The sequence below is a fragment of the Rhodococcus sp. FG69 genome, assembly GCF_057808915.1.
Genome location: NZ_JBMDIX010000004.1, coordinates 211,357 through 219,061, shown reverse-complemented (window position 1 = coordinate 219,061; position 7,705 = coordinate 211,357). Strand labels below are relative to the sequence as shown.

General features: G+C 63.9%; 7 protein-coding genes. 3 read left to right on the top strand and 4 right to left on the bottom strand.

Features of this window, described 5'->3' with window-relative positions; all coding sequences use genetic code 11:
• Positions 1-46: 46 nt before the first annotated feature.
• On the bottom strand, positions 47-586 hold the full coding sequence (locus tag ACODSO_RS05985) for a Clp protease N-terminal domain-containing protein (protein WP_068376563.1): 540 nt from the start codon (positions 584-586) through the stop codon (positions 47-49).
• A gap of 11 nt (positions 587-597) precedes the next feature.
• On the bottom strand, positions 598-807 hold the full coding sequence (locus ACODSO_RS05980; protein WP_068376555.1) for a hypothetical protein: 210 nt from the start codon (positions 805-807) through the stop codon (positions 598-600).
• Between the two features lie 88 nt (positions 808-895).
• Between ACODSO_RS05980 and pepN the strand changes: the two genes are divergently transcribed.
• The 3 genes from pepN to ACODSO_RS05965 all read left to right on the top strand — a co-directional run bounded on the left by pepN (position 896) and on the right by ACODSO_RS05965 (position 6,115).
• Positions 896-3,358 carry an aminopeptidase N gene (pepN, locus tag ACODSO_RS05975; protein ID WP_489035746.1) on the top strand — a complete coding sequence of 821 codons (2,463 nt, stop codon included), beginning with the start codon at positions 896-898 and terminating at the stop codon, positions 3,356-3,358.
• 160 nt (positions 3,359-3,518) lie between these two features.
• Positions 3,519-5,735 carry an HNH endonuclease signature motif containing protein gene (locus tag ACODSO_RS05970; protein ID WP_489035744.1) on the top strand — a complete coding sequence of 739 codons (2,217 nt, stop codon included), beginning with the start codon at positions 3,519-3,521 and terminating at the stop codon, positions 5,733-5,735.
• Positions 5,736-5,797: 62 nt separating this feature from the next.
• Positions 5,798-6,115: a hypothetical protein gene (locus tag ACODSO_RS05965; protein ID WP_489035743.1), complete on the top strand. Its 318-nt coding sequence runs from the start codon at positions 5,798-5,800 to the stop codon at positions 6,113-6,115.
• A 75-nt stretch (positions 6,116-6,190) separates the two neighbouring features.
• Here ACODSO_RS05965 and cds1 read toward each other — a convergent pair whose 3' ends face one another.
• Complete coding sequence (cds1, locus tag ACODSO_RS05960) at positions 6,191-7,279, bottom strand: L-cysteine desulfhydrase Cds1 (protein WP_068380260.1); 1,089 nt, start codon at positions 7,277-7,279, stop codon at positions 6,191-6,193.
• Complete coding sequence (locus ACODSO_RS05955; RefSeq protein WP_068380256.1) at positions 7,279-7,599, bottom strand: DUF4229 domain-containing protein; 321 nt, start codon at positions 7,597-7,599, stop codon at positions 7,279-7,281. The genes cds1 and ACODSO_RS05955 overlap by 1 nt, the downstream gene beginning before the upstream one ends.
• Positions 7,600-7,705: the final 106 nt, after the last annotated feature.

The window sequence follows — 7,705 nt, the reverse complement described above, 5'->3', positions numbered from 1 at the left end:
CCCCCCCCCCCCCCCCCCCCCCCCCCCCCCCCCCCCCCCCCCCCCACTAGGGGACCAGGGATTCGATCCGCTCACGCAGCCGATCAGGCTGACGCACGATGTCGAGGAAGCCGTCGTCAGCGCCTCGAATCAGGCCGAGCAGCAGGTGCTCACAGCGGATTTCCGAATCCTTGTGCGCGATGGCCTCACGCAACGCCAGCTCCAATACCTTCTTCGCGTTGGGCGCGAAAGCGATGTGCCCCGACTTTCGACGCAGCCACCCCTTCTTCTCATCGGCAGGTCGGTCGAGGGCACCTTCACCGAACGTGGCCTCGAGGCTCGCGCGGACCGCATCGAGGTCGATGCCAATCGATTCCAGCGCCTTCGAATCACCATCACCCAGCGCAATCCCGTCGGACAGCTTCGATCTCACCGACTCGGAGGTGTACCCCTCACCGTCCAACACGCCGCGGAGCCCAGGTTTCGCGGATGCGATGACACCCAGAAAAACATGAACAGGTTCGATTCGCGTTGCCTTCAGGTGTCGCGCTTCCCTCTGGGCTGCGATGACGGCCTCACGCGCATCACTGGTGAACTTCTCGAACATTTTTCGCTCTCCTAGTTTCCGTTGTGCTTCTTGTGCACGGCTTGCTTGCTCACTTCGAGCGAGTCGGCGATCGCTTGCCATGACCACCCCTGCCGTCGCGCGTTGCGCACCTGAATCGCCTCCAGCCGCTCGAGTAACCGGCGGAGCGCGAGGACGGCCCGAAGGCCCTCCTTCGGATCCGGGCTACCTGCTGCGGCCGCGAGTGTCGTTGCTTCCGTCATGAAACGTCAACGTACGTTGACAAACCAGTTTCGTCAACCTTGATTGACGCGCCGGTGCGAACCGGTGACGCCGCATACCCTGGAAGTCGTGAACACCGCGAACCTCTCCCGGACCGAGACCCGACGTCGATCACGGCACATCTCCAACGTCGCCTATCGCGTCGAGTTGGACCTGCGGAGCGCAGCCGATGCCCAGCGAGACAGCTTCGGCACACGAACAACCATCACGTTCGACGCCAGCACCGAAGCGACGTGGCTCGACTTCATCGGCCCGGAGGTTCTGTCGGTAACTATCGACGGCACGCCTGTCCCCGTCGACCACGACGGCTCCCGGATTCAACTCGTCGGACTGGGCCGCCACAACACCGTCGTCGTCGATGCCCTCGGCAGGTACAGCAGGTCCGGGGAGGGTCTGCACCGCTTCGTCGACCCGGTCGACGACGAGGTGTACCTCTACACCCAGTACGAGCCCGCCGATGCGAGACGGGTGTTCGCGAACTTCGAACAACCGGACATCAAGGCTCCGTTCACTTTTCAGGTCACGGCACCCGAGCGCTGGGAAGTCTTGTCGAACCGAAGCGGCAACCGTTCCGGCCAGACGGTCACCTTCGAGCCGACGCTCCCGATCTCGACGTACATCACCGCAGTCGCCGCAGGCCCGTACCACCGGGCGGAATCAACCTGGTCCAGGGGCACATTGACCGTCCCGTTGGCGGCACTGTGCCGATCCTCGCTCGCGGAGTACTTCGACCCCGAGGACATCTTCGAGATCACCAAGCAGGGGCTCGATTTCTACCACGACAAATTCGGCTTTCCCTACCCCTTCGGCAAGTACGACCAGATCTTCGTACCCGAGTACAACCTGGGAGCGATGGAGAACCCGGGACTCGTCACGTTCACCGAGTCCTACGTATTCCGTTCGGCTGCAACGGAAGCACAGTACGAGCAGCGCGCCAATACGATTCTTCACGAAATGGCCCACATGTGGTTCGGTGACCTCGTCACGATGGAGTGGTGGGATGATCTATGGCTGAAGGAATCGTTCGCCGACTTCATGGGCGCCTTCGTGTCTGCGCATGCGACGCGATTCACCGACGCATGGGTGAGCTTCGCGAATCGCCGCAAAGCGTGGGCCTACCTGCAGGATCAACTCCCGACGACACATCCGATCGTCGCCGACATCCCTGATCTCGAAGCCGCGAAATTGAACTTCGACGGCATCACCTACGCCAAGGGCGCGAGCGTGCTCAAACAGCTCGCGGCGTATGTCGGAGAGGACGCGTTCTTCGAAGCCTCGCGCAGGTACTTCGCCGAATTCGCCTACGGTAATACGACGCTCGCAGATCTACTCATCCATGCATCGGCGGCATCCGGTCGCAATCTCGACGACTGGGCCGCAGCGTGGCTGCAGACGACCGGGGTGTCGACGCTGTCATGCACCGGCTCGGCAATCGAACAGACCGACCCACGACCACACCGGCTCGCGGTCGGCCTGTACGACGAGGATTCAGAAGGCAACTTGGTTCGCGTCCACCGTCGCGAGATCGACATCAGCGCGGCGAGCACGCCGATCGAATTGCCCAGCACCGCACTGACTCTCCTCAACGACGACGACCTGACCTACGCGAAAATACGGTTCGACGCCTCCTCGCTCGCAACGATCGAATCGTCACTCGATCGCGTCGCGGATCCTCTCGCGCGCGGCTTGATCTGGTCGGCTCTGTGGAACTCCACCCGCGACGCCGACCTGGACCCCACTACCTACGTCGAGATCGCATCGAAGTTCGCGGGTTCCGAGACGAAGGTGGGTGTTGCCAGCGCTGTCGTTGCCAACGTTCAGTATGCGATCGACCACTATCTCGACGATCCCGACACCGCTCCGCAGACATGGATTTCCACCTGCTGGAGCCAACTCGAGACGTCCGACCCCGGCAGCGATGGACAGATCGTGTGGCTACGAGCAGTCGCGGCCGCATCCCAGGCGTCGGACGCCCGCGCCGGGCAGATCGAACGACTTGTCGACGGCACCCTGCCCATTGAAGGCCTCGAACTGGATCCAGAGCAACGGTGGATGCTGATTCGTTCGCTGAGCGCCCTCGGCCACACTTCCAGGGCATCTCTGGATGCCGAATTGCACAACGACAAAACGGCTTCCGGACTGAATTCGCACCGAGCCGCGGTCGCAGCACAGCCGACCGCGGAAGCAAAGGCCCGAGCGTGGTCCGATCTGATTGAGTCGACCGAACTGTCCAACGACGCGGTCGACGCCACCGTAACCGGACTGCGAGCAGGTGGACGGCGAGACCTGCTCGCCCAGTACGACGACCTCTATTTCGACGCCATCGCAGAACTGTGGTCCACGCGCAGCATCGAGATCGCACGACGGCTCGTCGTCGGCCTCTTTCCTCAGCAGGAGTCGACGGATGCAGCCGATGCCTGGCTGTCCGCGCACGAATGGGCGCCGGCCGCGTTGCGCAGGTTGGTCATCGAGCAACGCGATCATCTCGCCCGCGCACTGAGGGTTCGCCGGGCTTTCGGGCAACCAGGGTAAGAATCCTGCCGTGTGGACTGACATAGCCCATCCCCACGCATTCGCGGAGACTCGCCCTTTCGCAGCCTGCATGTAGACGGGTCCCGCAATACGCACCGCACTTCAATCCCGGGGCGTCGACGCCGGAATGCTGTCGGTGGGGCCAGATAGTCTCGAACGTATGTTCGATACAAGGAATGCGGCAGGTACCACCACCAGCCACAACACCGCGGCAGCAGCGGATTGGGCTGCTGCGGCGGCTGTCAGTGATGCGTGTGTGGCGGGATTGTCGGTGTACGCCGCACGCTGCCGGTCGAGGGAGAACCGCGCCCGCGCGCAGGTCGTGGAAACAGCATGCGAGATCGCCGAAATCCGGTTCGCCGACGCCGAGGACTGCGACGGGGATCCCTTGACGGTGATGCGATCGGTGGTCTGCGAAGTAGCAGTCGCGTTGGGAGTCTCCCAGCGGGTCGCGCGCCCACTCGTCGATGTCGGATTGACGCTCAACAGGTTGCCGCTCACGGCGCTGCGGATGGTCTGCGGGGTCCTCGACTGGGCACGGGTGACAGCGATCGCATCGGTACTCGGTAAAGCCTCCGATGCCACCATCGAGGCCCTCGAATTCGAGGCGCTTGCGCTCGCGGAGTCAGTCGGTCCGCGGAGCCTGCGGCTGATGCTGTGGCAGCTGTGGATGGAGCTCGACCCGCAGGAAGCATCGACGGTGCGGTCGGCGTCGGTGAAAGGACAACGCGGCATGTCCCTCACACAGGAAGGGGACGGGTCCTCGCAGTTGAAGGTCACCATGACCGATGTCGAGGGCGCCGAAGCCGAAGCGTTGATCGAAGAACTGGTCGGATCGGTCTGCGCTCAGGATCCACGGTCGGCGCGGGAACTACGCGTCGATGCACTACTGGCATTGCTCCACGGCGAGCACGCTCTGCAATGCCGCTGTGACCGGGGTCAAGGGTGCCCGCAGTTCGGGGTCGCTGATCTCGCGGACGGTCGGCGGGGACATCTGATACAGATCTTGATCGAAGTGGAAACACTGCTGGGGCTGAGTCGAACTCCCGCAGTTCTCGCTGATGGGACACCGCTGGATCCGGAGTTGGCGCGGATGCTTGCCGAGGACAGCACATGGCAGGGCCTGCTGGTGGAGCTGACGCAATCCGAGGCCTTCCAGACCGCACGACGAGCACACACAGCACGAGACACCGAGACAAGCAGTAAGACCGACGGCGACGACGAAGCCGGATCCGCTGGCACGAGCGACGATCTGGCGGACAGCCCAGACGACACAGACAGCAGTAGCGATCGCGGCCCGGACGATGGCGGCTCGGATGACACCGACGAACCAGACGACGACAGTGGCGGCCCGGACGACGGCGGTCCCGACGGTGGTCCCGACGATGAGGGTTCTGACGGTGGTCCCGACGATGGGGGTTCTGACGACAGCGCTCCGGACGGGCGTGGCGGTCCGAACACCGATCCTGCCCGAAAGACGCACTCCGACAACGAAACCAATACACGACCGGCACCCGAGAATCCCGACCCTGCACCCGAACCGGATGCGTCGCGTGGGTCGTCCACCCGCGGCGCCCGGTTATGGCGACTACTCTTCCGCGGCCGAATACGACCCGCAGGCACCGTCCCACCACACCGACCCCACAACAACAAAACCCACACCAACAGCAGACATCACACCGGAACCGGCTCCGCCCCCGGTGAGGAATACGCACGCGCACAACTGATCACCGCACTCCTCGCCGCGATCAGAGACAACCCCGCCCTCGCCACCGGCCTGCACCCCGACGGACACGGCGGACACGGCGGACCACCACCAGGAGCACTGACCTACCGACCCAGCAGCGAACTCGCCGCCCGCATCCGCATGACCTACAGCACCTGCACCCACCCCGGCTGCGACATCCCCTCCACCCGCTGCCAACTCGACCACATCGTCCCCTACAACCACACCGACCCCCACCACGGCGGCTGGAGCATCGAAGAAAACCTCCACCCCGTCTGCACCGGACACCACCAACTCAAAACCGCCAAAACCTTCACCGTCGCCATGCTCGCCGGCGGTGCGATCCTGTGGACCAGCCACGCCGGCCTACGCTCGATCACCCTCCCCCACCTGGGCTGCCCCACACCCCCATGCACCCGAAAACGAGCCCGAAAAAACCCAACCCCCGACCCCGACATCACCACCGCCACCTGGTGGGAAACCAACATGCCCCCCAACACCACCCCACCGACCCTCGCCGACCTCAACACCGCCGCAACCGACACCGCCCGCACCCGAATCCGCATCATCCGCAGACAATTCCGACAACACAAACACATCCAAAAACTCCGCGAACAACTCCGCGAACGAAACGAACCCCCACCCTTCTGACCGACCGCCAGAAAAAGACCGCCAGACCCGCACCCCGAGAAGAGGTAACTACGCTGTAGCCCATGGCTTCGAACACGATCAACAGCACCGCATTGGCAACCTCGGCCCTCGCGGCGGGTGGGCTGCTGGGCGGATTCGCCGTCGCGCAAAGGAGCAAGAATCGCCAACTGGGTGGCGCGGTGCTGGCCGCTGTCGGCGTCGCATGCACGGCGTCGTGGAAGGCGTCCTCCGGCCCGAAGGTCGCAGGCGCATTGCTCGGCACCTACCTCGTCGGGTTCGGCGTCTCGCACCCGTTGGCAAAGAAGATCGGAGCCTGGCCTGCGGTCAGTGTCGCAGCCGGCGCAACAGCAGCGGCGTCACTCGTGCTCACCCGCCACTGACCCACCCCTCCCCGCGCCCGGACCAGTACGCGCGTCGCGTCCGGACCGAATCCGAACCCCAGAGCCAGACCCCTTTCAGACCGGGAACTCCCCGGTCCGAGTGAACTCCCGTAGCTTCTCTGCGGGGCCGACCAGATCCATACCCTGACCAGCCACCCACTCGTCGTTGAAGTACGTCCCCGCGTAGCGCTCGCCTCCGTCGCACAACACCGTCACAACGCTGCCACTCTGCCCCGCGGCTATCATCTCGGCGATCAGACCGAACGCGCCCCAGATGTTCGTACCGGTCGACCCGCCGACACGTCGACCGAGAACATCGGATGCATGCCGGGCCGCAGCAACCGATGCGGCATCAGGAACAGCAATCATGCGATCGATCACCTGTCCGACGAACGACGGCTCGACGATGGGTCTGCCGATTCCTTCGATGCGAGACGGCTTTCCAGTGGAGAAGTCAGCGCGGCCGGTCTCGTAGCCACCGATGAATGCGGAGTTCTCCGGATCGACAACTGCCAATCGCGTTGCGTGACGGCGATATCGGATGTAGCGACCGATCGTTGCGCTGGTACCCCCGGTGCCTGCGCCGACGACAACCCAGGTGGGAATCGGAGACTCTTCTTTCGTGAGCTGATGGAAAATCGACTCCGCGATGTTGTTGTTGCCGCGCCAGTCCGTGGCCCGCTCCGCGTGGGTGAACTGGTCCATGTAGTGGCAGTCGGGTTCGGCCGCGAGTCGATGAGCCTCGGTGTACATCGCGGCAGGATCGTCGACGAAATGGCAGCTGCCGCCATGGGATTCAATGAGCGCAATCTTGGTCGGGCTGGTGCTTCGAGGCATGACGGCGACGAAGCGGAGGCCGAGCAGTCCTGCGAAGTAGGCCTCACTGACCGCGGTCGAACCGGAGGAAGCCTCGATGACGGTGGTGTTCTCGGTGACCCAGCCATTGCAGATTGCGTAGAGGAACAGCGATCTGGCTAGCCGATGCTTGAGACTGCCGGTGATGTGGGTCGATTCGTCCTTGAGGTAGAGCTGGACGTTCCATGCCGACGGCAACGGATACCGCAGGAGATGCGTGTCGGCCGACCGCTGAGCATCGGCGTCGATGAGCCGGACCGCGTTGTCGACCCACACTCGAGAGGCTGAATGATCGACGATCGAGGTCATTACCGGCCGTCTTCGCCGCGCAGCTTCGCCTGCAGGTCCGCTCGGGCCTGACGACGCCCCTCGTCGACGCCTGCGATCGACTCGTTGACGCGGATCCGCAGCGACTTGAACAGCACGAGCGACAGCGGCAACGAGATGAGTACCGCGAACACCGCTGCAACCAGAACCGGAATCTCGACTCCGACCAGCAGACCTACTCCGACGATGACGGCAGCGATAACGACCACGAGCAACAGTCGGGCGCCGCTGTACAGGGCAACGTCCCGGAACAGCTGCCCCTTGGTTGCGGTGGGCACGGGCGGCGTGTTGCGTTCGTTCACGAACCCCAGGTTACCGCGCCGGAAGGGCTCGCCGTCGCGGCCTCGACAACTCGGGACGTCGAGCGAAATTCGCCCGTTTCGGGCGGCCTGACTTATCCGATTTGTC

Coding starts and splice junctions, on each gene's coding strand:
- ACODSO_RS05985 (WP_068376563.1), bottom strand. CDS start 586: ATGTTCGAGAAGTTCACCAGTGATGCGCGTGAGGCCGTCATCGCAGCC.
- ACODSO_RS05980 (WP_068376555.1), bottom strand. CDS start 807: ATGACGGAAGCAACGACACTCGCGGCCGCAGCAGGTAGCCCGGATCCG.
- ACODSO_RS05970 (WP_489035744.1), top strand. CDS start 3,519: ATGTTCGATACAAGGAATGCGGCAGGTACCACCACCAGCCACAACACC.
- ACODSO_RS05965 (WP_489035743.1), top strand. CDS start 5,798: ATGGCTTCGAACACGATCAACAGCACCGCATTGGCAACCTCGGCCCTC.
- cds1 (WP_068380260.1), bottom strand. CDS start 7,279: ATGACCTCGATCGTCGATCATTCAGCCTCTCGAGTGTGGGTCGACAAC.